The organism is Nostoc sp. (assembly GCF_036917315.1).
Classification (GTDB): domain Bacteria; phylum Cyanobacteriota; class Cyanobacteriia; order Cyanobacteriales; family Nostocaceae; genus Nostoc.
In genome coordinates this window covers 106989-132480 of the sequence record NZ_JBALDR010000061.1, presented here as the reverse complement: position 1 = coordinate 132480, position 25492 = coordinate 106989, and the positions used below count along the sequence as shown (strand labels likewise).

The following is a 25492-nucleotide window of genomic DNA, read 5'->3' as shown; positions in this document are numbered from 1 at the left end:
ACTTATTACTTATTACTCATTACTTCAAATAAAATCTAAAATTCGCTTTTAAGCCTGAGTCTCTTCAAATAAGACTAAGGCATACTTCTCACCAGTAGGCAAAAAGCCAATTCCTCGATAAACTGCTTGGGCTGCTTGGTTATTATCACCTGTAAACAGGATGGCACGTTTTACCCCCTGCGATCGCCCCATTCCAAAAATGGGCTGCAACTGCCACTATAGTTTCATCTATGTAGGCTGCTATGTAAGTTCCTTGAAATCTGGCACCTCGATCGAGCAGTCCCGCCGCTCGCCAATTAGAGCGCAAAAACATAGAAGTATCAGTGTGTTGCAAGAGAAATGCTTCCAGCGATACTTCATCTCCAGGTTGCAGAGTTCTCAAAATAGGCACAAAAACCTCCTGATAATTGAAAGGGACACAGTTAGGCTGTGTCCCTAGAAGCTACTTCAAGATGTTAGGACTGGCGATAGCAGGCAAACTCCATTGAAAAAGTAGCCATACCAGAAGTAAGCGATCGCAATTCTGTAGAATACCCAAACATTCGCGCTAGTGGTACTTCGGCTCGAATCACCGTGTATCCCTGCATTGTCTCGGAACCCAACAACAAACCCCGACGGGAGGATAAGTCACCTTGAACCCTTCCCATAAACTCGTTGGGTGTTTCCACCTCTACAAGCATGATGGGTTCGAGGATGTAGGGTTTAGCTTTAGCGATCGCACCCTCAATTGCCTGATGGGACGCTGACCGGAAAGCCAATTCTGAAGAGTCAATTGGGTGATAAGAACCACCATTCAGAACGACTTTCACGCCAGTTACCGGATAGCCTTCCAGCTTTCCTGATTCCATCGCCTCACGGAAACCTTTCTCACAAGCAGGGATATATTCTTTAGGAATCGCACCCCCAGCCACCCGATTCTCAAAGACAAACGGCTGATCTGTGGGTTCAATCCACCCAGTAATATGGGCGTATTGACCGGGGCCGCCTGACTGTTTTTTGAATCGGTAGTCAAAGGTAGCTTGTTGCCTAATGGTTTCTCGGTACGCCACGGCGGGAGTACCAACGTAAACCTCGGCATTATATTCCCGTTGGATGCGTTCGAGGTAAATTTCCAAGTGGAGTTCGCCCATCCCAGAAATCAGAGTCGATCCTGATTCGGGGTCGATGCTCAACCGGAAGGTGGGATCTTCCCTTTGAAAGCGATTGAGTGCCTTAGAAAGGCGATCGCTATCTTCCTGTTTCTTGGGCGTAATTGCCAGCGTAATCACCGGTTCCGGCACAAACATCTTCTCTAGAGATACCAGTGGTTCCCCAGAACAGAATGTATCACCAGAAGCACAATCCACACCCAACAGAGCCACAATATCCCCAGCAACGGCAACTTTTACCTCTTCTCGCTTATTGGCGTGCATTCTCACCAAGCGGCCGATTTGCACCCGCTGTTCAGTCCGCGAGTTGTAGACGGTATCGCCGGGTTTGAGCGTCCCAGAGTAAATTCGGGTATAGGTCAACTGCCCAAAGGATTCAACGGTGAGTTTAAATGCCAATGCCACCAAAGAAGCATCGGGGTTAGGGTAGACACTCACCGACTCTGCGGTTTTGACCACTTCTCTATCCACGGGAGATGGTAGATAAAGCGCAACTGTATCCAATAAGTTTTGCACTCCTTTATTTTTGAATGCCGAACCCAGCAGTACAGGCGTGAATTCTAGGCTCAAGGTTGCCTGTCGGATGGTTTGCCAAATTAATTCTTTGGGAATCTCCTCACCCGCCAGTAGCATCTCGGTCATCGGTTCTGAGAACAGCGACAAAGTATCTAGTAGCTTATCCCGTGCCTGTTGCGCTTCATCCCTAAGAGGTTCGGGAATTGGCTTTTTCACCCAATTTTCGCCGTTTTCACCTTCAAAGTAGTCAGCAGTCATTTCCACCAGGTCAATCATTCCCTGGAATTGGTCTTCACTACCGATAGGATACTGGAGCAATACTGCATTTAGTTGCAAGCGATCGCGTATTCCCTGTACTACACGAAATGGATCTGCTCCCGTCCGATCCATTTTGTTGATGAACGCCAAACGCGGCACACGGTAGCGCTTCATTTGCCGATCCACCGTAATGGATTGAGACTGCACACCCGCCACAGCACACAGCACCATCACTGCCCCATCCAATACCCGCAGAGCGCGTTCCACTTCAATTGTAAAATCTACGTGTCCAGGTGTATCAATCAGGTTAATTTGAGTATCGTGCCACTGGCAGGTGGTAGCAGCGGAAGTGATGGTTATACCATGCAGCTTTTCTTCTGGCATAAAATCCATCGTTGCACCCTTACCGCCTCCCCGCACTTCCTCAATAGCGTGGATTCTGCCCGTGTAGAAGAGAATTCGCTCTGACAGCGTAGTTTTACCAGAGTCAATGTGGGCAGAGATACCAATATTTCGGATGCGTGTTCGGGGAACCATAAAATTTCCTTTTGTTCAAGCGACAAACAATCACCAACTGAGTGGCGATATATTTTGTATTATATATGTAGTATAAATAAAAGACAAGGCTGATAATACAGACAAACAGTTGATATTTGCCCTAGCTGACGTTTAAAATAGGTATTCAAGCGGAGGAAATGAAAGCTTGAAATTGATATTGGTAGCTCCTGACTCTTTGTTGTGTGCAGCCTTTCAACAGAATTTTAATTATTTACCCAATGTAGAAATAGTGAATAACTATTTCGAGTGGTTGCCAGATTTTGATTGTATGGTCAGCCCTGCTAACTCTTTCGGAATGATGGATGGTGGCATAGATGCGGCAATTATCCGTTTTTTCGGCCCTTCCTTAATGGCAAGAGTCCAGCAGCGCATTCTTGAAGATTATTTGGGCGAACAGCCTGTGGGAACATCAATGATTGTGGAAACAGGCCATTACAAACATCCTTTTTTGGCTCATACACCGACTATGCGAGTTCCCATGATTATTGCTGGGACAGATATTCCTTATATTGCGATGTGGGCGATGCTGTTAGCAATTCGCCAGCATAATCAACACGCTAGGCAAAAAATTAACACCATTGCCTGTCCTGGATTGGGTACGGGAATAGGACGAGTGCCATATACTGAAGCTGCTAGACAGATGGCATTAGCTTACGATCATTTTCTCTATCCACCCAAGCATCTTAATTGCATAGTTGCGGCTGAAAGACAACTTCAGATATGGGAAGGAGGAGATTTTAGAACACCAATTCAGTAATCTTGAAAGAACCTCTCCCCCTTCCCTCTTGTGTACGCACAAGTCTTAAAAAATTTACTCATCTGGGTTGAAGCGTAGGTCTGAACCTTAATTAATAAATAGATAATTGTATAAAAACAAAAAATGACTGGTCAAATTAGTGATGGATTAATTTATAAAAGTCAAATATTCTGCATTGTAGGTGTTGATGGTGTAGGATTATTTGAGCCAACGCAGCACGGTTTTTCTCCTCAATCCGTTACAACAGCTTGTTGGCGAGGCTATTGTTGCACTTATAACGTAATAGAAGAAATACTTTACTTGAAAGAATTAATTATCACTCTAAGCCTAAAACAAAAACTTATTGTAAAACACGGTAGAGCAAAAGATTTTCTGGGTGTATTTCCTTGTCTTCGAGATACACCTGTGGGTCATCCTAGTACTATTTATGATGAACTAAATCATCTTGTTGAATTTACAGGAAGCTTATTAGTAGCCAAGAATTTTATTAAGAGCCTATATGTTCATCTTGGCTTTCAACCTGCTTATAAATATGAGGAAGTTCATCAACTTATCTTTAAAAGTGGTTATCTGATGCAAAGTATTAACCGCTCCGAAGAAATGGCAGAAATTCGCCAAAAAATTATTCCACCATTTAATTTCTATGACCAATGGCATCTTACATGGAGAGGTAAAAACGGTTCGTAAGTAAAATAATCTAAAATTTAAAAATTAAAATCTAAAATTTAATGCCAAATAAACCTTTCTATCATATTGGCTTTGGGCAAGATGATTTAGGTTCATCGCCTCCCAGCATTGCTCTATTATCTGGCGACCCAGAGCGATCGCACCTAATTGCCCAAATTTATTTACAAGATGTACGCGTGTTGTCAGAAAATCGCGGACTCAATAGCTATGTAGGATACTTACCGAATGGTCGCTCCATCTTATCAGCTACAAGTGGTATGGGTGCGCCTTCATTAAGTATTGTTGTCAATGAGTTGGTACAAGTAGGAATCCGGCAAATTATTCGCATTGGAACTTGCGGTTCCATTCAATCTTATATACCAGTCGGTAGTGTTGTTATTAGCAGTGCAGCATTGTGTCGCCAAGGTGCAGCGAATGATATAGCACCAGTGGAGTATCCAGCCGCAGCCGATCCTTTTCTGACAGTCGCTTTAGTTAAAGCAGCACGAGAATTAAACGTTGAACATTACATCGGAATTACGGCATCAGTTGATACTTTTTACGAAGGACAAGAACGCACTGATTCCGCAAATCCTAATTTAATGCGATCGCTGCATGGCATTACAGAAGAATATCGGCGCTTAAATATCTTGAATTACGAGATGGAATGCGGCACACTATTCAAAATGGCAGGAGTATATGATTTTGCTGCTGCTGCTATTTGCGGTGTAGTTGCTTCGCGTACTGATAGTGAAAATATCATTCTCGAACAAAAAGATATTGCTGTTAAAAATGCGATCGTAACTGCTGTAAATGCAGCAGCAAGCTTTGAGTAAGCTAACAAATTTCTCTTATCCAACTTATCAGTATGTCAGATTGAATCTGCTCTAATACCATTTCTTTGTGAGGCTGCGCCAGATTTTATTGGCTTCTTCTTTCTTTGTGTCCAACTCTTACGAGACGCTGCGCATAGCTTGCTTCTCCGTAGGAGTATGCGCTCTTTGCGGTTCGTTCCTCATATAGTTTGGGGTCATCTTCATACAGAATTGGTATAAGTAGTTTCATCATGTCTTTACCTAATCTTTAATTTACCACTCAGTAATTCTATGTAAGATGTATTGAGTAAGATGCAATTTTATATTGTTGATATATATAAATAATTAGCTAATTTAAAACTAAAAAAGTCGTTATGAATGTCCATTTTAAATAGATACAATTTGAATTTGTATATTAAAAACCTGTTATTTAACACCATGTTTTACAGCCGCCATAATGAGTTTAGCTATTAAGAGTAACCACAAAAATTGGAGAGCAGTATAACATGAAGAATGCTTGGAGGCGTTGGATTACAACCGTTAATCTAGCTGCGATCGCACTAATGCCGACGCTGATATTTTTAGCATTCTCTCATCGGGCAACAGCAGACGATCCAGGAGCGTGTTACATGATAACTTCCTCTGGTAAAACTGTTGGATTGGGAAGAATTTGTGGCAATATCATAGCCGCACCTTCAGACAATAAAGTTTTTCGAGTCTCAATCAAACGCCGTTTTGGTGGAACTCCTGTGATTGATGTCACCTTCAACGACAAAAAAACCTTTGAAATGATTGTAGATACAGGTGCCAGTGGAACCATTATCACTCAAGATATGGCGAATACACTGCAACTACAGGCTACAGGTACAATGCAAGCCCAAATTGCTGATGGTAGTGAAGTAAAATTCTCAACCAGTAAGGTAAAATCTATTGCAGTAGGTGGAGTTACAGCCAATAATCTTCAAGTAGCGATCGCACCAAAAGCAAGCATTGGGCTACTAGGTCACGATTTCTTTGGCAACTATGACATCAAGATTTTGGAGAAAGAGGTAGAATTTCATCACCGCTAATGCTTGCAGCTTGTAACTTCTTGAGGTTTTTATAGCGGTTTTCGATAAGCGTGAGGTACAATTTTGACCTCACTTCCATTCCTCTCTCCTTAAAGGCTACGGTGTACACACAAGTACTATCTGAAAGGGTTTCAGGCGTTATAGACCCCTTAAATTGTCATGAAGAGCGCAGTGACAAAGGAGCGAAGTAATCACATAATCCCGTGAGTTAAAGCGATTGTTTCGTCGTTCCTCCTCGCTGCGGACAGGCTTTCAGAGCGATCGCAGAACCTAAAGCTAGAGGACTAAACCAAGTCTCAGGTGGAATTTCACGACTTGTGTGTACACCGTAGCTCCTTAAAGGAGAGAGGCTTTGAATTGTTCCCCCTTCCCGAAGCGGGAATGGCGTTAGGGGGTTAAGAACAATACTAGGTTGGGTTTCACTTACGCTTAACCCAACAAATCTTTAATAATGTTGGGTTTCGTTCCTCAACCCAACCTACGCCAGTTTTAGTTTTTAGCCTTAAGTGAACCGTATTGAATTAAATCCCATCTCAAACCAAAACAAAGCCTGCGTAGACAGGCTTTGCTTAGTAGCACCAGACTATAAGTCTGTGGGCGCTTTGATATTTTTGCAAAAGATTGAAAGACTAATTTCAATCAACATTTCTGACTGCTCCCTTCACTGCATCACCTGCATCTTCCGCTGTGCGCTTAACGTTTTTACCAGCATCGTCAGCCCCACGCTTTACATTTTTTGTCACGTCTTCGGTAGCATTCTGGGTATTACCCTTGATATTTTCAATTCCTCGCTGAGTCCCCTTTACAAGACCTTCGCGCAATTCATCAGCGGAACTGCCGATATCTTCACCCAGGTTTTTTACTCTTTCACCAAGGGGTGTCCCTTGCTGAAAATTCCGGCCATATTGCTCTCGACTGTCAACTCCCTTCCGATCGATATTCTTTTGAGCATTTTTCACTAACGCCTCAGCTCTGTCATTAGCTGCCTTTTCATCTATCGCTCTAGGATCTACATCACTAAAGTTATTCATCCCACCGGCAGGAGAATTCAGAGGATAATCTTTAGTGGAATCAGCTCGCTCAACATTAGGTGCTTGATAACCAGGCTGTGGTGGCTGTGATGCTACTCCTGGAGCACCACAAGCCTGAGTCAAAAATAGGAATATCCCTGCTAAAAAAACAGTTAAAACTTTCAAAGGACGAATATTTCTCAGCCAAGTCATTGCTTTTTTCATAGTTTTCACTCCTTGCATTTTTGTGACTAGTTAAACTTCAACCAACATAGCATTTGGAATTACTTTTGTATCCCAAGCATTCAGTAAAGAATAATAACTTTATTTAATGATAATAATAATTAAATAAGTTTTACCTCTAGCGCAAGTCACATTTTAATTAGCACAAAAGGAATAATTTTATCTAACTATAGAGAGATATAAACTAAAATAATATGATTGTTGGGCAAAGAGCTACATCAACCTGTTTGATACTTCAAAAGCTTTTGGATATATGGCTGATGTCCCATAATATTTGAGTATTTAGCCTTTGTTGCTCTACCATTAAATGACTAAATTTATGAAGCAATTTTTACGCTGGATAATTTTGGGAGGGACACTGTTTTTTTTAGGAAAAGCTTTGAAGGATAATTGGATTGGGGTGACAGCTATCCGCATTGATGGGGTAGGATGGGCAGTTATGGCGATCGCTACAGGGGTAACTTTACTAGCACATACTTGGGCAGGCTGGATCTGGACTTGGATTTTGCAAGAATTAAATCAACCTGTATCATCTCCTCAATTCATCCAAGTTTACCTAAAAACGAACATTGCGAAGTATTTACCAGGTAATATCTGGCATCACTACGGGCGAATTGTCGCCGCCAAAAATGCCAATATTCCTACAGGTGCAGCCACCTTAAGCGTTTTGCTAGAAGCCCTACTCATGCTAGCGGCTGCTTTAATCATCATTGTCTTATGCAGTAGCCAGTTTGCAGCAGCGAATACTACCCTTGTTATACAAGTACTACAATTTCTCAGTTTAGCTGTAGTCCTTGGTGCGATTCATCCCTGGTTTTTGAACCCAGTTATTCGCTTTTTGTACAAATTAAAAGCAAAAAAGTCTGCTGCTACCACCCAACCAACTGTTCCCTTCAGCCTTAAAAGCTACCCTTTACGCCCTTTGTTAGGAGAAGTGGGCTTTATGGGATTACGCGCCACTGGCTTTATACTAACTATGTTTGCCTTGGGTTCGTTGAATGCGAATCAAATTCCTTTGTTGTTAGGGGCTTTTAGTTGCGCTTGGTTGTTAGGGTTTGTGATACCGGGTGCGCCTGGGGGATTAGGTGTCTTTGAAGCGACTGCGTATGAACTTTTACGGCACCACTTTCCAGCTGCCTTAGTATTTAGTGCGATCGCTCTATATCGCCTCATTAGTATTCTAGCTGAAACTGCGGGTGCTGCTCTGGCTTGGTTAGACGAACGTCTTGCGAAATCATGAATCAGGTAAAACTCATTTTTGTCTATCTACCTTCATCTGTGAAAACACACGATAACCATCCAGATTTAATTGCTGATTACTGCTTTGCTCCTCTTCTTCCATCTTAATCAAGTTATATTCTACATTTTCTGCATAAATAGCGAACGTGATATTAAAAATCTCGATAAAATTTATTACCCCTTTGCATTCCTCTTCGGAATAGTTTTCGTAAAAACGAATCAAATGAGCAATCCGAGTTTCTAAATGTCTGCGGGAATTTTTACAAATTAAAATAATCTTTAATAACATAATCACCAAGGTTAAAGCATGACCTTGGTTAATTAATAATAGAAATAAGTCCGCAGGTTCTTTACCATTTTCTGTTGTAAAGTAATCAATCACTCGATTACAAGTTCTCAAGAAAAATTCTTTAGTGATAATTTCTTGATTATGATCCGTCTTCCATAAGGATAAATTATGTGCAAAATGCTGCCGCCAAGTCTCAACTGAGGTTTGGTTTTCTACAGAAAAAAATAGATATTTTTCTAGGTTTATTTTAAAATTTTTCAGAGTTTGATTTTCAGTTTGTTTGATAAATATATGGGCAATATTATCATGACTAAACACACCTCTTTTTAAGACAATTGCTTTTATTAATCGCAGAGCTTGATCTCCCAAAATACTGGGATTTTTATAGCGTGTTGTGCTTGAGACGGCAGATTGAGAACGAGCAATATACATTGCGAGTTCAAACTTAAATTTCTCTTTTATCTGTTTAGAAAGCCTCCTAGCAGCCTCTTGCTGTTCTTTAGGGTTCTTATTATTAACAGATTGATCGATCAATAAATAGGAAGTGTAGCGATTAGCCCAATGACCTTTAGATGATTCTTCATATTTAGTAGCAAATAATTTCAGTTCCTTGTAATCTTTGCTCTTGGCAAAATTATCTAGCCAGATTTTACAAGTTTTTACTACTGGAGGATTATTTTCCTTAATTTTCAGATTTTCATTAACAAATAAATTAACTAAATCTTGGATATATTTGTCTTTTCGATTACTTTTCCAATTATTAACTATGATGTAACAACACCGCTTCAGTGTATTATATAATTCCTGTTCATGCTCATCTAGAAAAACACTATATATTCCAGGTATATAATCAGAATATTCGGAATCAAGACCGTCTATAAACAAACCTTTGAATTCACGTAAAACATCCTCTGGTGGCAATTTCTTGACAATTTCCACAAAGAAGCTATAAACTTCCTCTTGGGCAGTTTGCACATCTAGTTGGCTAGAGTTAGACGTAGCACAATGGGGATTTTCCTGAGTAATTGATAAACGATTAGCGGTCATTTCAGTTATCAGGACAAAAAGGCTTCCTGTTCATATTATTACCAGCTTAACCTTGGCGAACAGTAGCATCAATCTATTTGTCAGAGATTCAGTAATCTTTTTACACAAATTTGATGAACTAAGACTATAAATAAAGTATTAAAGATAAATTGTTTAATGCTTCATCAAATAATCCAGTGAAATTACTTACTTATAACCATAAAAGACCATACATAAATAACTATATGGGCGAGTTAATCTATGATTTAGATTTAACCCGCCCATAACTTCTATCGAAGCCTTTCGGTATTAAATTTTTAGTGGGGGTGGAGGGACTTGAACCCACACGACCTATTACGGTCAACGGATTTTCATTCTCCCGCAGTTTTCACTGCTACCTGATGACAATAGCCAACTCGGATTTTGAGAATTGGACTCTCCCTTTACCCTCGACTTAACGTTAGGGTAGCTCCCGTCGGGTCTCTGCACCTTCCGAACAGTTATGAGTTAGGAGTTAGGAGTTAAGAGTTTTAAATTTACTCACCACTCATCACTCATGACTCAGGACTTTCTTCGGCTTGGCTCAGGATTGCCATGTCTGTCACCAGATTTAGGTTTCCCTGAGTTTGAGAGCTTCCACTTGAGGGATTTCTCCTTCAAGGCTCAATTATTTAAGTCCGTAGCGTCTACCATTCCGCCACACCCCCGCAGGTGTTTGGCAACTAGTATAACTAGTTATTTTTTAGAGGTAGCAAATACCTCCTTATCTATTCCACCATCAATTGTGTCTTTTGTCCAACTAGATTGAAAATATTTTTTCCAGAATGTGCGATCGCTTCCCAAATTTGGAAGTTTTCTTTGTTTTCTCGTAATAATCTGGATGAGTTTTCGATCTTGTCTGACTAGAGCATTTTGCTAGTGGATTCACATAATAGCATGATATTAGCTTTTGTCATGCAATCCGTTGAATCGCCCATTGTAAAAGTACTCCAGCTAGCCAAAGCTGCGATTTGCCTCCTTGTTAGCGGTTTCGAGGAATTCTGGCGCAGTTATGTTGAAAGCATTATGACTATACTTCTCTCTTGTTTGTCTCTTCAGCCTATGATGGAAAACAGATGCTTAAGACTTGAAAGTTATGATTGTCGCCCTGCTATATCTGATTTTGGCTGGAGCTTACCTTTTGGTAATCCCCATTGCTGTTTTGCTGTACCTGAAACAGCGTTGGTATGTAGCTAGCTCCATTGAGCGTGTCTTTATGTACTTTTTGGTGTTTTTCTTCTTTCCGGGTCTGTTGGTTCTATCGCCGTTTGCAAATTTCCGACCCCAACGGCGACAAGTTCAAGTTTAACGAGATTGGTAGGTCATAACTCTCATGCGACGGATTGACGCGATTGGAATTGGCTTGGGTGTTTTTATTGCCGGTGGCTTGGCATACTTAGGATTGCAGCTAGTCGGTTTGGATAATCAAAAAGCTGGTATATGGAGCCAAGTCTTGCTAGTCAGTGCCTTAGTTGGCTGGTTAGCCACCTATTTTTTCCGTGCGGTGGGACAAAAAATGACCTACCACCAACAGCGGGAACAGTATGAGCAAGACTTTCTGCAAAAGCGGCTAGACGAGCTTACTCCCGAAGAACTCGCACGAATTCAAGCCGAAATAGAACAAGAAGAGCAATCTCAGGTGTAAAGTTATCATTGGTCAGTTGTTATTTGTCCTTTGTCATTAGTCATTTGTCCTTTACTAATGACCAATGGCTAATGAGCAATGACCAATGACCACTGACTATTGACACTTGACTAAATGACTGCGATTTCTGATTGCTTTAAAACCCTTGGGCGCAATCGTGAGTGCGCCCTAATTCCGTTTATCACTGCTGGCGATCCCGATTTAGAAACCACAGCAAAAGCCTTGCAGGTTCTAGATCGTAATGGAGCCGACATTATTGAAGTGGGTATACCCTATTCCGATCCTCTGGCTGATGGGCCAGTTATTCAAGCTGCTGCTACTCGCGCCTTGCAAAGGGGTACGAAATTGGAGCAGGTGCTAGAAATGCTGCAAGGGATTACTCCCAAATTGCGATCGCCAATTGTTCTGTTGATCTATTACAACTCAATTTTGCACCGGGGAATTGAAAAATTTCTTGGGCAAATTGCTGCGGCTGGGGTTGCAGGATTAGTAATACCTGATTTGCCCTTAGAGGAAGCAGCAGGATTGCTCCAAGCAGCTAGTGAGAAGGGAATTGACGTAATCTTGTTGGTTGCTCCCACCAGTTCGGCTGAACGGATCGAAGCGATCGCTCGTTCTTCTCAAGGATTTATTTATTTAGTCAGTGTGACTGGGGTTACAGGGGTGCGATCGCAACTGGAAAACCGCGTGTCCGATTTACTCAAACAAATTCGTAGTGTTACTGATAAACCGATTGCAGTCGGCTTTGGAATATCTGAAGCTGAACAAGCCCGTCAGGTAATGGAATGGGGTGCAGATGGTGCGATCGTGGGTAGCGCTGTTGTCAAACGGTTAGCAGAAGGGACACCAGAGCAGGGACTTTCGGCGATCGCCCAATTTTGCCAAAGTCTCAAGGCAGCCATCAAGACGACCAATACCAGCACAAATACTGCTCTTGATTAGACGGAGAAAGTAGATTAAAAAAGTATAACAGTGTAGTTTTTCTATCCTTGTTTGGTAGACAATTTGACCATTATGGTCTTGAATATTAACATCAGATATGATGATGTAAAAAAACTAGCTGATAGAGTCGCTTATAGTTTGAGTATTATGTGAAATTAAGTAGGCATAATTTATGAGTGTGAGAGTGAGTCAGTCACAAATGATTATAGTTACGTCGCAATCGAGGAGCAAAGGCGATGAGTGAGAGTATGGCGTTTATCGGCGGGGTTGCCGTAGCTGGGCTGGCGGCTCTCGTATTGCTCAAAGGAACAAATACCCCTCTACAACCTAACTTTGCTGTTGCTCCACAAATGCCAGGTGTAGTAACGCCCCAAGGAATGCAGCCACAAATGTATCCTTACGGGCCTTATGGGCAACCAGTGTATCCTGGTCAGGTTCAGCCACCGACTGGTACCAGTACTGACCAGCGGCTAGAGATGGAGAAACTGAACACGCAGATGCAACTGGAGCGTTTAAAAAACGACAATGAACAGCTAAAGTTGCAAAATCAACAACTCCAGGGCCAAGTCCAAAATTTCAATACTCAGCAGCAGTGGCAATTAGCCCAGCAGAATAACCAACCAAAAACAGCAGCAACATTCCAGCCGCAAAATAATTGGTGGTCTTCACCCGTGCTTTGGGCTGTGGGAGGCGCAACTCTCACTATTGGCGGTGGTGTTGTTGTCGCTGGGGTATTGGCTTTGTTCTCACCACGGCAGCGTCCAGCCCGTACTGTACAAGTTATTCACCCTTACCAAGGAAATACGCCGCCTTTGGTTCCAGTCCGTCGTGCTGAGTTTCTGCCTGCTTCGCGGATGGAAGCAAGACGAGTTGAAGCCCAAGAATACGACGAAATGCACGGATAGGGAAAATAAAACCACAGATAAATACCTATTTAAAATCTCGTTTCCAGGTATAACTTGGAAACGAGATTTATTGAGCTACTGTTGCGAATCCGAGAGGCGACAGCCCTCCTTTAGTCATTCCCAGTCAGAAGAAGCTGGAAACAAGGAATAACTGTGTTTACTGATAACTGTTAAAAGCTGCTTTTAGGAGTTTCTGTGGTATTGGGACTCTGTGTGGTTTCAGGTTGGTTCGTATCGGGAAGTTTCTGTTGGGTATTTTTCTGCTTACCTTGATTTTCTAGCTGAGTTAGTGTCTGTTTTGCCAGATTTTCGGCTGCTTTTTTAAATAATGGTTCTATTCTATTTCGCCAGTATTTAGTATTAGGCAATTTTTCTGGATGGTTTCTATAATCTAAAACTTTATCCCATTTCCCATCATCTATTGCTTTATTTATCTCATTAGATAACGCCTCTGCTTTAGCCCAATCTTCTTGCCACTGGGCAATCATTTTGCCCGTCTCTTGGATACCAGAAGCAGCATTTGCTGGAACCGATCTTAAAAGTGCGATCGCTCCAATTATATCTCCTGAATCGTACTTCTTTTTTGCTTCTTCTACAATATTGGCACTGTTATCGTTAGGCTGCGATCGTTCTGATTTCTCAGTGTCGTCAGTTGACCCCTTAGGCTTTTCTGGTAATGGAGTTACTACATCCTTAGATTTTGGTTTTGGCTGAGGAATTGTTCGAGTCGCAATCAAGCTACTATCATCTACAATCCTAGTTGCAATGCCATTTTCACGTAGGCAAGAACCCCATTCCTGATTATTAGTTATTACGGTCGGGTGTGCCCAAGCCAAACGACCAGATTTAAGTTTAACTTCTATCCAACCTGCTTTTGTTCGCTTGCCAGTCACCTCGAAATTGGTGTTATTAGCAACAGTTTGCACAATATTATCAGAATTTATCGAACTAGGTTCAGAACGGATATTAGAATTTCCGACAACAACAGCCGAGCATTTGTTTGCTAAAGAGGTATCCTTACCTGTAAGATTTAAAGCTAAATTTTTCACATTTGGATATACATTTGCTACCAAGGCAGCTGCACCACCCGCCAGTAATATGCCAATTAATATCGGCCAGGGGTCGGATTTACTAGAGTCTTTACGCGCAGGTTTAGCAGGGATAGGATTTGCTGGTGCAAATGCAATAGTTTGCAGCCGAGATACTTGAGGCTGGGATTTGGCTGCTTGGTAACTGGAATTGTTGGCGACTTCTTGAGGTGCGGAAAGTGCAGGTACTGGATTAATCGCGTCTTTACACGCTTGCAGTGCTTCCGTGGCATTTTGGTAGCGGTCTTTGAAATGATAACGCACCATCTTGGACAATACTGCCGCCAGTCGATGGTTCACAGTTACTGAATGCCGCCAGATAATTTCCCCCGTCTCCGGGTCTTCTTGCAATTCTGTTGGCTGTAATCCTGTTAATGCTTGAATGGCGATGATGCCAAGGGAATAGATGTCGCTGTTGGGACGGGGTTTACCTTGCCCTTGTTCTGTGGGCATATAGCCAGGAGTGCCGATAACCACTGTCGCAGAGGCTTGTCCGCCCACTGTTACCAGTTGTGTACGCAGTTGCTTCACTGCTCCAAAATCAACTAAAACTAACTTATTATCTGAGGCGCGACGGATGATATTATCCGGTTTGATATCGCGGTGAATCACGCCTTGGCGATGGACAAATTCCAGAATCTCCAGAACTTCCTGCAACAGTTGAACTACTTGGCTTTCACTCCAGCGCTTACCAGGTATAAGTTCTTCAGCTAGCGTATGTCCTTCAATATATTCTTGTACTAAATAAAATTCTTGGTTTTCGTCAAAATACGCTAGCAGCCTCGGTATTTGGTCATGGTTGCCCAATTTTTCTAAAGTTTCGGCTTCGCTGCTGAACAGGCGTTTAGCAGTATCAAAAACTCTGGAGTCAGTTCCGGGTTTAAGGTGCTTGACAACGCAAATGGGATTGCCGGGCCGCCTAGTATCTTGGGCAATGTAGGTTTGACCAAATCCTCCCATCGCGAGGACTCGAATTACTTGGTAACGATGGTCTAGTAGCTTGCCTATCATATTCCCTCCCCAGAGTTATTACCTAATTTTCCAGCTGGTAATAAATATCTCCAAATTTTCTTCAATGAAATCCGCTATCTTGAGAAAAGATTTAGATTAAAAACGCAGCTTTTTAATAAACGCAGACTGTTTATTTTTCTTTTAGTGCCCCTGTTTATTACCAATGCCACCTAAAATAACAAATCCAGTTGCATGGCAGCAGGCTGAAATCCTCATGCAACCTGCTTTCATTCGCGTTATCGACAATATCCGCAAGCAGCTTGATGAATCTTCCTGGACAGGAACTTACCACGATGTCCTGATTTGGCCGCCTAGCACCACTGATGAAATCAAAGCATTGGTGACTGAACTGTTGCAAGCAATGGAAACTGCAACACCCCAAGAAGCAGATGAAATCAGAGGAACTCTGGCTCGTCTGCCGATGCCCCATCCAGGATATCATCTACGTTTGCAGCGTCAACAGCAAGAAGCGAGTATCGATTTGTGGGAACTGTGTTATGAAGTGTGTTTTCTTGAATACACACCACAGAAGGAAGTTGCTGATATTGATACTAGTTTAATCGATGAATTCGGTGAAGTGGATTGGCTGCGTTTGGATGCTAAGTCAAAGGAGTTGGTTGAGCAGGCGTTTGCTAAATTACCAGAGAGCTGAGAGAATTACGTGCGATCGCATCTGCTACTTTATTACAGGCGATCGCACTCTTAGTAAACTTAAGAATACTGACCTGCTAAAATCAACCTGTCCCGTTCTTCTAAGCGCTCTGATTGATTGAATTGGAGAATTGCAACAGTTACTCGCCCTTCTGCTGTCAATGATGCAATCTCTGCTCCATTCATCTGAAAGTGATCGCTCCATTTTTGAGTCCTTGGATTGAAAAAGGGTGTTAGTTTCCCTGTTTCAGGATCGATTGACCCCAAATCAGTACCCTTTGCACGATTACAGTATGGACAGGCGAGAGCTAGATTCTCTGCTTCAGTAGTGCCACGATGTTTTTCAGCAATAATATGTTCCATCTCAAAACTAAATAGTGCAGCACTCTGAGGAAATAAGCAGTACTCACACCTTTGGTTCGCTCGTTCAATTACGAGTTTCCGCAACTGGGCTGATACATAAGTCATGGATTTTGGCGTAATTGCTCGAAGACATGAGCTTTTGCCATACGCACAAGATGTTCTATAGTCAGATGGCGTTCTAGTTCAGCTTCACCCTTCGCTGAAAGTGTTCCTGCTTTACTTTGTGCGAGTAAATCACTTACACGACTTTGGAATTCCGGTGAGGGTCGGATTGCCAGAATTTGTTCTGATGTAGGCTGACTAGCTAACAATCCAATAATCTCTTTCTCGTCGAGAAAATTGCCAGACTGTTCGTTCAATAACTCTTGGAAACCGCGTTCTACTATCTCTTGTAAACGGTCTTGGAACTGCTGTAATTGCTGTCCTAGCTCCTCAGATACCTCAACAGTGATTTGCATCATCTAGCTCTGTTGTTTTTTAAATCAATCTATTAGCTATAAGTCTAGCTACAAATCAATCTATTGGTTTAATTTTATAAGTATCGTGTATAAATAGTTACTATAAGTATATTTCCTAATTTACTATACAAGAAAACCAGAGATGCATTGAAGCCACAAACGCTTATTTGCTAAGATTTCCAGTGCGACAACATTGAAACAGGGCAACTTCTCATCGCTATGCCAACATCTACACTTAACGATAAAGACGCAGCAGCTATCCAAGCCGCCAGAGTTGGGGTTGCTATATGCGATCGCACCGCTTGGGGACGCATCAAAGTAGCTGGCGACGATCGCCTGAATTTCTTACACAACCAAAGTACTAACAATTTCCAAATACTCAAGCCAGGACAAGGTTGTGATACTGTTTTCGTGACTTCCACAGCCAGAACAATTGATTTAGCAACCGCCTACGTTAGAGAAGATGCGGTAATCCTGCTAGTTTCGCCTAACCGCCGCCAATATCTCATGGAATGGCTGGATAAATATATTTTCTATGCAGATAAGGTGGAATTATCTGATATTACCCAATACACCAATACCTTCAGCCTCATTGGTCCGGGAAGCGACGCTGTTTTAGAAAAGTTGGGTATTGGCGAACTCATCGGCCAACCTTACGCTAGTCATAAAGTATACACGATCGCTCCGGCTGAGGGCGTGCGAATTGCTGTGGGTAGTGGGTTAGCTGCGCCTGGATACACCTTTACTTTCCCCTATACTGACAAAGAAACGGTGTGGAACAAATTGTTAGAAGCTGGGGCGGTAGAGATGAGCGATCGCGCCTGGGATGCTTTGCGAATTTTACAAGGTCGCCCCGCTCCAGATGCGGAACTCACAGATGATTACAATCCTCTGGAAGTTGGTTTGTGGCAAACAATTTCTTTTACTAAAGGTTGCTATATTGGGCAAGAAACTATTGCTCGGTTAAACACATATAAAGGTGTAAAACAACACCTTTTGGGTATCCGCCTCAGTGCCCCTGTAGAAGTTGGAAGTGCGATCGCAGTTGGAGATGAAAAGGTCGGCAAACTGACTAGTTACACCCAAACCGTGGATGGTTACTTTGGACTAGGTTACATTCGCACCAAAGCTGGTGGCGTAGGCTTAAAAGTCAAAGTGGGAGAAACTGAGGGTGAAGTCATAGAAATCCCGTTTGTTTCTCACGAATATCCGTAAGTAATTCAAATCAAAATATCTTTCTCTTTCTCCCTAGCGCCGTAACAAAATTCATCTACCCAAGAAGCTATACTACGCGCATTTGTAGTTGGTAAATTCACTTTGCTCTTAACTTCTTGTGGTTGAATATTCGGATCTTTGACGTTACTTTTAACCTCAGTAGTAATTGCTAGCGATGCTCCTGAAGGGAGCCGCCCAAGGGGCGATCGCACTGGTTTGCCGTTAGTAGAAATCTCATTGGTAACTGCCAACGATGCATCCACAGGGATTCGGCTAGATGGCGCGTTGCTCTTAACTTCGGTAGCTAATGCTACAGATGGCATAGTTTTGGCTTTGCTGTTAACCTGACTGGTCATTGTCGCCGATGCTCCTGAAGGTAACTGACCAGAGTGCCAACGTACTAGTTGATATTCCCTTAGCAAACCGGAGGATGGTGTTTTTACCGGAGTATCAGGAGCAATTTTAGTTGCTGCTACTACCAACTCAGGTTCGCGTGTGCGACTTACCTCAGTAGTAGCTGTAAACGATCGGACAACTCGATCGGCGCGTGGCAAGTTGTAGTCTAGAGTTTTGGCGAGAGAATTAGGCGCAATCTTGGTAGCAGTTTCAACCGATGACAGATGTTTATCCTCAGAATACTTCTCATCTGCCGACTCGTTTTCAACTTGACTGGTAGTTATAGAATGGTCTGATTTGATTAAACGTAACTCTTCATCAGGATTGAAGTTAAGACCTAAAGCAGCGACTATTTTATCTGGATCGTTATTCAGATCCACCATAAAAGAAAGTATTTCATCAAACTGGGGTTCTAAAACAGACAGTGTTGCCAAAATAAAACCGGACAAAGGACGACGCAGACCATCGTAAGTGGCCCAAATTCGCATTTTGACCAGCCAGGAAATATTTTGCTTGTAGTAAATAAGCCACTTTTGTTTTAAGGATTGACGCAGCTGCTGGATATTCATTGGATGCCTCACTTCAGTCAACAAGATTGCAGACCTTGATATTAAAAATTTAGCTTGATTTCTGGGGATGAAACCGATAATAGAGCATCTGTTTGACTCTTTGACCACCTAGCAAATGATTTTCTATCAGTAGAGATACTTCATCCGGTTGAACCCCGCTATACCAGACCATATCCGGTAATATCAGCACCATCGGCCCATTGCCACATTGTCCTAAACAGCTGCTAGCCGTTACAGTTACACCAGGGATTGGCAAAGCTGTAAAAGCTGCTAAAACCTTGGCTGCACCTTGCTTTTTACAAGTACGATTTTGACAGACTCGCACACATTTAGAAGAGTGTTGGTCTATTATCGGGAAGTCTGATGGTTGAGTAATGTTGGTCATTTGTTCTTTGTCATTTGTCATTTGTCATTTGTCAAAAGTCGGAAGTCGGAAGCTAATGACCAATCTGACTTTTCACGGCATCTGGAAAACCTCTCTCTAAATCTCTCTCCTAAAAGGAGAGAGACTTTGAATTTTCCCCCTTCCCGCGACGAGTTGGGGGTTAGGGGGTTAGGTTTTTGGTGGACTTTTCCACATAATGCGAAAAGTCAGAATGACCAATAAACTCTTGGAGAGGCTGCGCCAACGACTACGCTAAGTACAAGTGAATAATAACTAATGACTAATGACTAATGACCAATGACTAATCTATTGAAAGTCCTTTTGAGGCTAGCCATTCCGGGTTGAATATCCGCGACTGATACCGGGAACCACTATCACACAAGATGGTGACGATGGTATGTCCTGGCCCCAATTGCTTCGCTAAGGCAACAGCTGCCCCAACATTAATACCCGTTGAGCCGCCCATTAACAACCCATCTTTCCTCAGCAGTTGGTAAACTGCTCGCAAAGCTTCCTGGTCATCGATTTGGATGGCATCGTCAGCAGGTGCGCCTTCCATATTGGCTGTGACGCGACCGTTACCGATGCCTTCGGTGATGGAATTTCCTTCTATCTTGATTTCGCCAGTTTTGACATAACTATAAAGTCCACTACCCAGTGGATCGGCTACAACACATTTAATTGCTGGATTTTGTTCTTTTAAGTACAATGCTACACCAGCATAAGTACCACCAGTACCAGTTGCAGTTGTCCATGCATCTATTTTACCATCTGTCTGCGTCCAAATTTCCGGCCCTGTGGTTTCGTAGTGAGCGAGGCGGTTGGCTAAATTATCAAACTGATTTGCCCAAATAGCATTTTCCAACTCAGCAGCGACTCTACCAGATAGCTTGACGTAGTTGTTCGGGTCTTTGTAGGGTACAGCGGGGATGGGACGAACTTCTGCTCCTAGTGCTGTTAGTGCATCTATCTTTTCTTGTGACTGGGTATCGGGAATAATAATTAGACATTTGTAGCCTTTGGCGTTGCAAATATGTGCTAGTCCAATGCCAGTATTACCAGCGGTTCCTTCTACAACCGTGCCACCAGGTTTGAGTAGACCTTTCTTTTCTGCATCTTCGATGATGTAAAGTGCGGCGCGGTCTTTAACGGAACCCCCAGGATTGAGAAATTCTGCTTTCGCAAGGATTTCACACCCTGTTTCTTCGCTAAAACTGTTTAAGCGAATTAAAGGGGTATTGCCAACAGCGCCAACGAAGCCATTCTTTATATCCATTTTGACTGTACTTGTGTGAGTCTCTATAAAAATTTTGGCTTATACCCGTAGCATGATTTACAACTGATTTGCCTAAAATTCTATGATACTTACATTGGAGCGATCGCTGTTGGTGTACTTCCTATCTCACTCTAACTCCCTACTAATTCACTTTCCGTAGTAAACCCTGGCATTACCGTATCCGATCTTTCGTATATACTTGTTCCATTCCTCAGCTTGGAATCGATTTTGGAAAGGCCCTACCGCTACGTGTGGGCCCCGTGGTTGCGTCCTTTCGAGGATTCCACCAGATCGTCCTAAATCTTGTGTATATCCGCTTAGATTCTGCCTAACTTGTGCTGCGATCGCAGGTAACTGTTCGGAAGTGGTGGGAATGGCGACATAATATCTAGAAGAGCGCCTATTAGCATTTATATTATTGCGATCGTCTCTATAATTATCGTCTCTATAGTTATAGTTGCCATTGTCTGCATTTATTTCCTGTCCGTTACCAAAGCTGATAATTCGGGCGTTATATATGCCTCGTGACTGTAGCTCATTCACCCGTTGTTGGGCGTTGGCGACTCTGTTAAAAACTCCTGACTGAATTACAGTTCGGCCTTGGAACTGGCGAATGTAAGCACTGGGTTCAATCTGACGTATTGCTTGTAGTGTCTGGAAATCACTGCCATCAACGTAAACTAAATAGCGCTCAAAGTTCTGGTTATATTGACTAAACTGTGAACGTTGAGAGGGCTGAAAATTTTGCTCAAATTGATTGTTCGGTAATGGTTGAGAGGGCTGAAAGTTCTGCTCAAATTGATTGTTCGGTAATGGTTGGGAAGGCTGAAAATTCTGCTCCAATTGAGTGTCTTGTACTGGTTGGGAGGGCTGAAAGTTCACTTCCGGTTGATTGTAATCCTCTGCTTGAGCCGGTTGTAACTGCGGTGATGGCTGTTGACCAAAGGGAATTGGCGTTGGCGGTAAAATCTCACCAGTTTCTTGAGCTAGTAATACGTTGCTGTTGGAAATTTGTGCTTTTGCTGGGGTAGAGTAGGGAATCAGTACTAACCATCCTCCCACTAACAAAAAGATAAGTCTAATAGTGGGCTTCCAACCCTGAGAATTTCGGCGCTGCATCTGAAATGGGATAAATTTACTTGATATTCCTCTCGACATAATAGTTAGAAAGTAGTCACAGTATTTTTAGGTAATTTCCTTCAGGAACTTATTAGTTCACCGTTGTAGCAACTATATAGCGTTAACGTAAAGTTACCTCATCTGCGTGGCAAAAAATACATCTGTAATTAATCTTAGATGAAAGCTGTTTACGGACGCGCTTGCTTCCGTTATGGATGGAAGAAACAAGTCAAATTCTCTTCCTTTCTGCCTCCTGCCTCACTTCTCTACGAGAGGCTGCGCCAACGACTACGCTCAGTGACCACCTGCCTCCTGCCTGGTTGTTGAGCGTAGTCGAAACACTGCCTGCTGCTTTAAAACTGAAGCGCTTTAGTAGCAAGGCTTTGAAGAGTGTATGCTACAATTGGACAACCACGCAGCTATCGTGTCGTGCTTTGTATGAAAAAAGTCGTCGTTGGTCTTTCTGGTGGCGTTGACAGTTCCACCGCCGCAGCTATCCTGCACCATCAGGGCTATGAAGTGATTGGTTTGACTCTTTGGCTAATGAAAGGCAAAGGTCAATGTTGCTCTGAAGGTATGATCGACGCGGCTGAACTCTGCGAACAACTGGGCGTTCCCCATCAGGTTGTAGATATTCGGGATGTCTTTCAGACGCATATTGTCGATTACCTAGTAACTGGTTACAGTGCTGGGATTACACCTTTGCCTTGCTCCCAGTGCAATAAAACGGTGAAGTTTGGGCCAATGGTGCAGTATGCTCGTGAAGAATTGGGGTGCGATCGCATTGCCACTGGTCATTATGCCCGAATTAGCTATGACGAAGCAACTGGACGTTACCAGTTATTAAGGGCTGTTGACCGCAACAAAGACCAGTCATACTTCCTCTATGATTTATCTCAAGATTTACTTGCAGCAACTATATTTCCTTTGGGCGAACTAGAAAAAACTGAGACGCGGCGAATTGCAAGTGAATACGGACTGAAAACTGCTGACAAGCCAGAAAGTCAAGACTTATGCTTAGTGGAAAGTAACGGTTCCATGCGGGCATTTTTGGATAAATATTTAGCTCCCAAAACAGGCGATATTGTCGATGTTACAGGCAAAGTTTTAGGACAGCATGATGGTGTCCATCACTACACCATTGGCCAGCGCAAGGGTTTGGGGATTGCGGCTGCCGAACCGTTGTATGTGATTGAATTAGATGCGGAAAATAATAAAGTAGTAGTAGGCGATCGCACTAAGGTAACTCAGCCAGAATGCACTGTAAATCGGGTAAACTGGGTTTCCATTGCCGAACCATCTACCCCAATTCATGCCGAAGTGCAAATTCGCTATCGTTCAACACCTACACCAGCGACAGTGATTCCGTTGGAAAACTCCCGTGTGCGTTTGGTGTTTGATGAACCCCAAATCAGCATCACCCCCGGACAAGCTGCGGTGTGGTACAACGGGGAAAAAGTGTTAGGTGGCGGAATTATTGAACAGTTTAGTTGAATCTTACCCTCATTTTGGCTTCTGCTAAAACCGCCCCTTCTCATCAGCGAGGAGGGGTATTTTATTCCTTTTATTGCTTGCTGTCTAACATCAGCTAAATTGCAATACGCTTGGGTTAGTGCCAAAAGCCTTAATCTGCGTAGGTTGGGTTGAGGAACGAAACCCAACATTATTAGTAAAAATTAAGTCGTAGCCTTTTTACCAACCTCTTGCACCTATTTTTCTACACACATAGGTCATTCCCATTCCACTAGCAGATTGTGACTTAAAGGTTATTTCTTCGGGTGTCTCATCTTGTCCTAATAGTTGCCCTGACTCGCTGTAAGTTTCCATATTAGTCATTGTTAATCGAGAGTCCCCACAAACAGCATAAAAAGTCATTTTAAAAATTTTGTTTGCATGACGTGTTATTAACTTAAATTCAGTTCCTTCAATTTCTTGTGTATCAAGTAGGATGGGTTCACCTACTTTGTTAGTACCTAAATATCTATATCTTTCAGTCTGTTGTGCATTTGCACTTCCAGATATTAAAATTCCAGTGATTATAATGAATGCTGTAATTTTCTTGAGGAACATATACTTTTTTGGGTTGTTTCGCTGTTTTTAGCTTGACCCTAATATTTTTTTTAATCCTCAGTGATTACATCAAAAATTGTATAAAGACTTGGTGAACTATTTTATTTTGCAGAAGTCATTAGAAATGGGGTGGCCGCCGAGATACGTGTCAATATTCTCCAAAGCCTGTATACTTCCTACTTACCAAAATTGTTCAACTGTAGCGGCAATAATCTTAGTCAAAGGGATATTTGGAAACGTGGGACTGCTCTCATTATCCATCTCTGGGCAAATAAATTGTAAGCTTATTACTATGGAAAATCCATAATTCTGGAACTGGATTGCTTATCCTAAAAGTGACACCTTAAAATACTCGTAATTATTATTCCAAGTCATTCTCTCCTAAATCTTCATCCAAGATTGCTTCAATATCTCGTCCGCCATAAATAACTCTAAGAATCTCTACACCCGAATCCGAAGAAAGATAAAAAACAAGATACTTTTTAAATCCTTTTATTGCTTGCTGTCGAACACCAGCTAAATTAGGATGAGAGAATTGACAAGGTTTTCCCATTCCTGGCATTTTACTCAGTTGTTTGAAAGTTGTTTCTGCTGCTGCAAGAAACCTATCTGAAGCTTCCAAGCTATCTTCTGCAATATAAGTCGCTAATTCTATCAAGTCGCGGATGACTTGGGGTCGTTTGCTTACGTCGCTCATTAATCTTGGTTTGACCCTTTATGCTTGGCGATTCTTTCCCGCACAGCTTGGCGTATATCTTCCCAATCGTCAGGAGTCATCTCAGTTGCATTCCCAGAATTTAGACCTTCTAAAAGCATTGCTTCCAAACGTTCAGCTGCTTGACGCTTTTGGTCTTGGCGCACTAACTCACGAAAATATTCACTGACGCTGCTGTAACCACCAGTTGCCACTTTCTCTTCTATATAAGTCCGCATCGCGTCAGGGAGAGATATATTTATACTTTTCACTGGCACAACTTCCCTAATTTTTCCTTCATAATATTATTTTATGGCAGTTTATGCCATTTATTGCCATACAAGGATCAATTAGCAAAAGCTATACCTGCGGTGGTCTACGCTTACGTACTCTTTATCAAAAACTACTTCTATCTAATGCCCCTTCAAATTCTTTCAAAGCCTGTACGGTTCCTACTTGCCAAGCTCGTTCAACTGTAGCGGCAACGATTTGAGTTAGAGGGATATTTGGAAAGTTAGGACTGTTATCTGATTCGATGTAATGTCCATCCCTGAGTGAATAAATCCTCAGCTTTTTACTATCGTAAATCCATAGTTCTGGAACAGCGATCGCAACGTATGCATCAAGAGTTGTTTTTGATGTCACATCTGTTTCAATTGCCAAATCAGGAGGCGGATCGTTTGGTTCCAGTTTGCGACGACCAATCATTCTTTGGTAATTTTGGATGTAGAAGCAAGCATCCGGTTCTACCCCCGCTATATTTTCCCGCTTAAAGGTGGTTGAACCAAAGGGTTCATAACTTTTCCCTGCGATCTTCAGCAAGATTTTTACAATATCCGAAATTAAGTCCTTTGATTTTTCGTGTTCGGGTAGAGGAACCATAATTTCTAACGTAGACTTGCTGTAAGCAACTCGTAGCGATCGCTTTTCCCCCAGTTCTTGCAAAATAGACTCAAATTCCTCCCAACTGATATCCTGGATATTCACTGTACTACCAGGCGCTAGCCGCATTTGGCTAACAGGTTTAACAACGGGAGATACAGCAGTCATAAGCATTTTCCTTATAAAGGA

General features: G+C 42.4%; 28 protein-coding genes. 13 read left to right on the top strand and 15 right to left on the bottom strand.

The window, feature by feature from the left end:
- Positions 1-145 precede the first annotated feature (145 nt).
- Both V7K84_RS28850 and fusA read right to left on the bottom strand, forming a co-directional pair.
- Positions 146-391: a hypothetical protein gene (locus tag V7K84_RS28850; protein WP_334843262.1), complete on the bottom strand. Its 246-nt coding sequence runs from the start codon at positions 389-391 to the stop codon at positions 146-148.
- A 64-nt stretch (positions 392-455) separates the two neighbouring features.
- Positions 456-2459 (bottom strand): elongation factor G, encoded by a 2004-nt coding sequence (gene fusA, locus V7K84_RS28845; RefSeq protein WP_334843260.1) that lies wholly within the window; start codon positions 2457-2459, stop codon positions 456-458.
- 166 nt (positions 2460-2625) lie between these two features.
- Between fusA and V7K84_RS28840 the strand changes: the two genes are divergently transcribed.
- From V7K84_RS28840 to V7K84_RS28825, 4 genes are all read left to right on the top strand, one after another.
- Positions 2626-3237 carry a macro domain-containing protein gene (locus V7K84_RS28840; RefSeq protein WP_334843258.1) on the top strand — a complete coding sequence of 204 codons (612 nt, stop codon included), beginning with the start codon at positions 2626-2628 and terminating at the stop codon, positions 3235-3237.
- A gap of 123 nt (positions 3238-3360) precedes the next feature.
- The gene (locus tag V7K84_RS28835; RefSeq protein ID WP_334843256.1) at positions 3361-3924 is read left to right on the top strand and encodes a hypothetical protein; all 564 of its coding nucleotides are present in this window, start codon (positions 3361-3363) and stop codon (positions 3922-3924) included.
- Positions 3925-3965: 41 nt separating this feature from the next.
- Positions 3966-4739 (top strand): nucleoside phosphorylase, encoded by a 774-nt coding sequence (locus tag V7K84_RS28830; protein ID WP_334843255.1) that lies wholly within the window; start codon positions 3966-3968, stop codon positions 4737-4739.
- Between the two features lie 485 nt (positions 4740-5224).
- The gene (locus V7K84_RS28825) at positions 5225-5788 is read left to right on the top strand and encodes a retropepsin-like aspartic protease family protein (RefSeq protein WP_334843253.1); all 564 of its coding nucleotides are present in this window, start codon (positions 5225-5227) and stop codon (positions 5786-5788) included.
- Positions 5789-6423: 635 nt separating this feature from the next.
- On the opposite strand, the gene V7K84_RS28820 is transcribed toward V7K84_RS28825, so the two are convergent.
- Positions 6424-7023 (bottom strand): hypothetical protein, encoded by a 600-nt coding sequence (locus V7K84_RS28820; protein ID WP_334843251.1) that lies wholly within the window; start codon positions 7021-7023, stop codon positions 6424-6426.
- A gap of 337 nt (positions 7024-7360) precedes the next feature.
- On the opposite strand from V7K84_RS28820, the gene V7K84_RS28815 reads away from it, so the two are divergent.
- A complete protein-coding gene (locus V7K84_RS28815) occupies positions 7361-8281 on the top strand; it encodes a lysylphosphatidylglycerol synthase domain-containing protein (RefSeq protein ID WP_334843250.1) in 921 nt (306 codons plus the stop codon).
- A gap of 12 nt (positions 8282-8293) precedes the next feature.
- On the opposite strand, the gene V7K84_RS28810 is transcribed toward V7K84_RS28815, so the two are convergent.
- The gene (locus V7K84_RS28810) at positions 8294-9616 is read right to left on the bottom strand and encodes a hypothetical protein (RefSeq protein ID WP_334843249.1); all 1323 of its coding nucleotides are present in this window, start codon (positions 9614-9616) and stop codon (positions 8294-8296) included.
- A gap of 1114 nt (positions 9617-10730) precedes the next feature.
- Between V7K84_RS28810 and ndhL the strand changes: the two genes are divergently transcribed.
- From ndhL to V7K84_RS28790, 4 genes are all read left to right on the top strand, one after another.
- Positions 10731-10943: an NAD(P)H-quinone oxidoreductase subunit L gene (gene ndhL, locus V7K84_RS28805; protein ID WP_094347179.1), complete on the top strand. Its 213-nt coding sequence runs from the start codon at positions 10731-10733 to the stop codon at positions 10941-10943.
- Between the two features lie 24 nt (positions 10944-10967).
- Entirely contained in the window at positions 10968-11279 is a 312-nt protein-coding gene (locus V7K84_RS28800) for a DUF3007 family protein (protein WP_094347180.1), read from the top strand.
- Positions 11280-11393: 114 nt separating this feature from the next.
- Entirely contained in the window at positions 11394-12221 is an 828-nt protein-coding gene (gene trpA / locus V7K84_RS28795; protein WP_334843247.1) for a tryptophan synthase subunit alpha, read from the top strand.
- Between the two features lie 236 nt (positions 12222-12457).
- Positions 12458-13126: a heterocyst differentiation related protein gene (locus V7K84_RS28790; protein WP_334843246.1), complete on the top strand. Its 669-nt coding sequence runs from the start codon at positions 12458-12460 to the stop codon at positions 13124-13126.
- Between the two features lie 170 nt (positions 13127-13296).
- Here V7K84_RS28790 and V7K84_RS28785 read toward each other — a convergent pair whose 3' ends face one another.
- On the bottom strand, positions 13297-15225 hold the full coding sequence (locus V7K84_RS28785) for a serine/threonine protein kinase (protein WP_334843245.1): 1929 nt from the start codon (positions 15223-15225) through the stop codon (positions 13297-13299).
- Positions 15226-15388: 163 nt separating this feature from the next.
- Here V7K84_RS28785 and V7K84_RS28780 point away from each other — a divergent pair, with 163 nt between their 5' ends.
- Positions 15389-15877 carry a hypothetical protein gene (locus tag V7K84_RS28780; protein WP_334843242.1) on the top strand — a complete coding sequence of 163 codons (489 nt, stop codon included), beginning with the start codon at positions 15389-15391 and terminating at the stop codon, positions 15875-15877.
- A 59-nt stretch (positions 15878-15936) separates the two neighbouring features.
- Here the strand turns inward: V7K84_RS28780 and V7K84_RS28775 are convergent, their stop codons facing one another.
- On the bottom strand, positions 15937-16344 hold the full coding sequence (locus V7K84_RS28775) for an HNH endonuclease (protein WP_334843241.1): 408 nt from the start codon (positions 16342-16344) through the stop codon (positions 15937-15939).
- Entirely contained in the window at positions 16341-16700 is a 360-nt protein-coding gene (locus tag V7K84_RS28770; protein ID WP_334843239.1) for a hypothetical protein, read from the bottom strand. Before V7K84_RS28770 ends, V7K84_RS28775 begins: the two co-directional genes overlap by 4 nt.
- Positions 16701-16916: 216 nt before the next feature.
- On the opposite strand from V7K84_RS28770, the gene ygfZ reads away from it, so the two are divergent.
- Positions 16917-17912, top strand: coding sequence for a CAF17-like 4Fe-4S cluster assembly/insertion protein YgfZ (gene ygfZ, locus V7K84_RS28765; protein ID WP_334843237.1), 996 nt, complete (start codon positions 16917-16919; stop codon positions 17910-17912).
- Positions 17913-17917: 5 nt separating this feature from the next.
- Here the strand turns inward: ygfZ and V7K84_RS28760 are convergent, their stop codons facing one another.
- The 4 genes from V7K84_RS28760 to V7K84_RS28745 form a co-directional block, all read right to left on the bottom strand.
- Positions 17918-18877 carry a DUF5331 domain-containing protein gene (locus V7K84_RS28760; RefSeq protein WP_334843234.1) on the bottom strand — a complete coding sequence of 320 codons (960 nt, stop codon included), beginning with the start codon at positions 18875-18877 and terminating at the stop codon, positions 17918-17920.
- Between the two features lie 49 nt (positions 18878-18926).
- Complete coding sequence (locus V7K84_RS28755) at positions 18927-19262, bottom strand: (2Fe-2S) ferredoxin domain-containing protein (protein WP_334843294.1); 336 nt, start codon at positions 19260-19262, stop codon at positions 18927-18929.
- 301 nt (positions 19263-19563) lie between these two features.
- Complete coding sequence (locus V7K84_RS28750) at positions 19564-20538, bottom strand: cysteine synthase A (protein ID WP_334843233.1); 975 nt, start codon at positions 20536-20538, stop codon at positions 19564-19566.
- Positions 20539-20685: 147 nt separating this feature from the next.
- A complete protein-coding gene (locus V7K84_RS28745) occupies positions 20686-21657 on the bottom strand; it encodes a hypothetical protein (protein ID WP_334843231.1) in 972 nt (323 codons plus the stop codon).
- Positions 21658-21872: 215 nt separating this feature from the next.
- Between V7K84_RS28745 and V7K84_RS28740 the strand changes: the two genes are divergently transcribed.
- A complete protein-coding gene (locus V7K84_RS28740) occupies positions 21873-22133 on the top strand; it encodes a hypothetical protein (protein ID WP_334843230.1) in 261 nt (86 codons plus the stop codon).
- Entirely contained in the window at positions 22096-23151 is a 1056-nt protein-coding gene (mnmA, locus tag V7K84_RS28735; protein WP_334843228.1) for a tRNA 2-thiouridine(34) synthase MnmA, read from the top strand. The genes V7K84_RS28740 and mnmA overlap by 38 nt, the downstream gene beginning before the upstream one ends.
- A gap of 198 nt (positions 23152-23349) precedes the next feature.
- Here mnmA and V7K84_RS28730 read toward each other — a convergent pair whose 3' ends face one another.
- The 4 genes from V7K84_RS28730 to V7K84_RS28715 all read right to left on the bottom strand — a co-directional run bounded on the left by V7K84_RS28730 (position 23350) and on the right by V7K84_RS28715 (position 25471).
- Positions 23350-23727 carry a hypothetical protein gene (locus V7K84_RS28730; RefSeq protein WP_334843227.1) on the bottom strand — a complete coding sequence of 126 codons (378 nt, stop codon included), beginning with the start codon at positions 23725-23727 and terminating at the stop codon, positions 23350-23352.
- Positions 23728-24088: 361 nt separating this feature from the next.
- Positions 24089-24424, bottom strand: coding sequence for a type II toxin-antitoxin system RelE/ParE family toxin (locus V7K84_RS28725; protein WP_334843226.1), 336 nt, complete (start codon positions 24422-24424; stop codon positions 24089-24091).
- Entirely contained in the window at positions 24424-24693 is a 270-nt protein-coding gene (locus V7K84_RS28720; protein WP_334843224.1) for a type II toxin-antitoxin system ParD family antitoxin, read from the bottom strand. The genes V7K84_RS28725 and V7K84_RS28720 overlap by 1 nt, the downstream gene beginning before the upstream one ends.
- A 124-nt stretch (positions 24694-24817) precedes the next feature.
- Entirely contained in the window at positions 24818-25471 is a 654-nt protein-coding gene (locus V7K84_RS28715) for a Uma2 family endonuclease (RefSeq protein ID WP_334843222.1), read from the bottom strand.
- Positions 25472-25492: the final 21 nt, after the last annotated feature.

Excerpts from the sequence above, each read along its gene's own strand:
- fusA (WP_334843260.1), bottom strand. The coding sequence starts at position 2,459 with ATGGTTCCCCGAACACGCATCCGAAATATTGGTATCTCTGCCCACATT.
- V7K84_RS28835 (WP_334843256.1), top strand. The coding sequence starts at position 3,361 with ATGACTGGTCAAATTAGTGATGGATTAATTTATAAAAGTCAAATATTC.
- V7K84_RS28830 (WP_334843255.1), top strand. The coding sequence starts at position 3,966 with ATGCCAAATAAACCTTTCTATCATATTGGCTTTGGGCAAGATGATTTA.
- V7K84_RS28825 (WP_334843253.1), top strand. The coding sequence starts at position 5,225 with ATGAAGAATGCTTGGAGGCGTTGGATTACAACCGTTAATCTAGCTGCG.
- V7K84_RS28820 (WP_334843251.1), bottom strand. The coding sequence starts at position 7,023 with ATGAAAAAAGCAATGACTTGGCTGAGAAATATTCGTCCTTTGAAAGTT.
- V7K84_RS28815 (WP_334843250.1), top strand. The coding sequence starts at position 7,361 with ATGAAGCAATTTTTACGCTGGATAATTTTGGGAGGGACACTGTTTTTT.
- V7K84_RS28810 (WP_334843249.1), bottom strand. The coding sequence starts at position 9,616 with ATGACCGCTAATCGTTTATCAATTACTCAGGAAAATCCCCATTGTGCT.
- ndhL (WP_094347179.1), top strand. The coding sequence starts at position 10,731 with ATGATTGTCGCCCTGCTATATCTGATTTTGGCTGGAGCTTACCTTTTG.
- V7K84_RS28800 (WP_094347180.1), top strand. The coding sequence starts at position 10,968 with ATGCGACGGATTGACGCGATTGGAATTGGCTTGGGTGTTTTTATTGCC.
- trpA (WP_334843247.1), top strand. The coding sequence starts at position 11,394 with ATGACTGCGATTTCTGATTGCTTTAAAACCCTTGGGCGCAATCGTGAG.
- V7K84_RS28790 (WP_334843246.1), top strand. The coding sequence starts at position 12,458 with ATGAGTGAGAGTATGGCGTTTATCGGCGGGGTTGCCGTAGCTGGGCTG.
- V7K84_RS28785 (WP_334843245.1), bottom strand. The coding sequence starts at position 15,225 with ATGATAGGCAAGCTACTAGACCATCGTTACCAAGTAATTCGAGTCCTC.
- V7K84_RS28780 (WP_334843242.1), top strand. The coding sequence starts at position 15,389 with ATGCCACCTAAAATAACAAATCCAGTTGCATGGCAGCAGGCTGAAATC.
- V7K84_RS28775 (WP_334843241.1), bottom strand. The coding sequence starts at position 16,344 with ATGACTTATGTATCAGCCCAGTTGCGGAAACTCGTAATTGAACGAGCG.
- V7K84_RS28770 (WP_334843239.1), bottom strand. The coding sequence starts at position 16,700 with ATGATGCAAATCACTGTTGAGGTATCTGAGGAGCTAGGACAGCAATTA.
- ygfZ (WP_334843237.1), top strand. The coding sequence starts at position 16,917 with ATGCCAACATCTACACTTAACGATAAAGACGCAGCAGCTATCCAAGCC.
- V7K84_RS28760 (WP_334843234.1), bottom strand. The coding sequence starts at position 18,877 with ATGAATATCCAGCAGCTGCGTCAATCCTTAAAACAAAAGTGGCTTATT.
- V7K84_RS28755 (WP_334843294.1), bottom strand. The coding sequence starts at position 19,262 with ATGACCAACATTACTCAACCATCAGACTTCCCGATAATAGACCAACAC.
- V7K84_RS28750 (WP_334843233.1), bottom strand. The coding sequence starts at position 20,538 with ATGGATATAAAGAATGGCTTCGTTGGCGCTGTTGGCAATACCCCTTTA.
- V7K84_RS28745 (WP_334843231.1), bottom strand. The coding sequence starts at position 21,657 with ATGCAGCGCCGAAATTCTCAGGGTTGGAAGCCCACTATTAGACTTATC.
- V7K84_RS28740 (WP_334843230.1), top strand. The coding sequence starts at position 21,873 with ATGGAAGAAACAAGTCAAATTCTCTTCCTTTCTGCCTCCTGCCTCACT.
- mnmA (WP_334843228.1), top strand. The coding sequence starts at position 22,096 with ATGAAAAAAGTCGTCGTTGGTCTTTCTGGTGGCGTTGACAGTTCCACC.
- V7K84_RS28730 (WP_334843227.1), bottom strand. The coding sequence starts at position 23,727 with ATGTTCCTCAAGAAAATTACAGCATTCATTATAATCACTGGAATTTTA.
- V7K84_RS28725 (WP_334843226.1), bottom strand. The coding sequence starts at position 24,424 with ATGAGCGACGTAAGCAAACGACCCCAAGTCATCCGCGACTTGATAGAA.
- V7K84_RS28715 (WP_334843222.1), bottom strand. The coding sequence starts at position 25,471 with ATGACTGCTGTATCTCCCGTTGTTAAACCTGTTAGCCAAATGCGGCTA.